This is a genomic window from Acinetobacter sp. ABJ_C5_2 (assembly GCF_044538485.1).
Classification (GTDB): Bacteria; Pseudomonadota; Gammaproteobacteria; order Pseudomonadales; family Moraxellaceae; genus Acinetobacter; species Acinetobacter nosocomialis_A.
The window spans coordinates 1-995 of sequence record NZ_JBIUCS010000087.1; the positions used below are offsets into that span (position 1 = coordinate 1).

2 protein-coding genes are annotated in these 995 nt (G+C 25.0%); both read right to left on the minus strand.

The genetic code is table 11. The features are described 5' to 3' along the window. Positions 1-310: hypothetical protein (locus ACH8JV_RS19465; protein WP_396523286.1), on the minus strand; the 310-nt coding region annotated here is incomplete at its 3' end. A gap of 279 nt (positions 311-589) precedes the next feature. Then, complete coding sequence (locus tag ACH8JV_RS19470; protein ID WP_396523288.1) at positions 590-949, minus strand: immunity 22 family protein; 360 nt, start codon at positions 947-949, stop codon at positions 590-592. Positions 950-995 lie beyond the last annotated feature (46 nt).

The window sequence follows — 995 nt, forward strand, 5'->3', positions numbered from 1 at the left end:
AGTATATATTTAATCCATTTTTATCATAATTTGCACAATCGAAATTAGAGTTAGATTTATCAGAATATAAATGCTCAAATTCATCATATTGAAACATCTTAAAATTATTTACATTAGTTAAAATTATTGAAAATAATTTAGTAGTTTTAATTTTTTCATCTCTTTCATTTATTTTAATTTGACTATATATTAAGTTAATTTCTAAGTTATTACCATGAGGATTAAATTTAAACTCATTTAGCCAAAAGTCTGTACGTGATGAAAGTATTCCAAATTCTGTATTAATTGGTAAAAAAATTAGTTCAAGCATAGCATTTTCTCGTATCATTTATTGATAATTTAGGTAAAATAGCTTCTTTCTGTATTTTAATACATTTTCAATGCTGATTACATGACACTTTGCCAGTTGATCTATTTGTCTACATCTCATCTTTACTTGCGATTTAACAATCTACCGCTTATCCTTCCCCTTCAAAATATATAAGAATTTCTTTATTAACTAAATATTCAATATAACTCACCCTATATTAAATTTTCACTAACAAGTGAGTATCAAATAGAATTAGAATTTATTATACTCAACAATAAATTAACTCCATTCATACTCCCCAATATAAGTGAGTGTATTATATTTTTTATCTCTACTCACTTTAATTGGATCACCCCCCCAATAATAAAACATAGCATTAGCTTTATTAATACCTTTTTTCAAACAGTCTTTTATTATCTTTTCATGATGATCAGGATCTGGGGTTTCTTCAATAATAAACTTCAAGTCATCTAATTCTTTATCAAAATAATATCCCATAAAGTCCTGATCTAGCCAATCCAAGCCTACCTCTTTACAAAATTTTGGTAATTCTTTGGAATCATCAAAATAACACCAATACTCTTGTTCATTTATCTCAGTTAATCCTAACCAAAGATGAATTTTAGTTTTAAAAGACATTATACTTCTCTAATAAATGATATATTTGTAATTATAACTATTAATT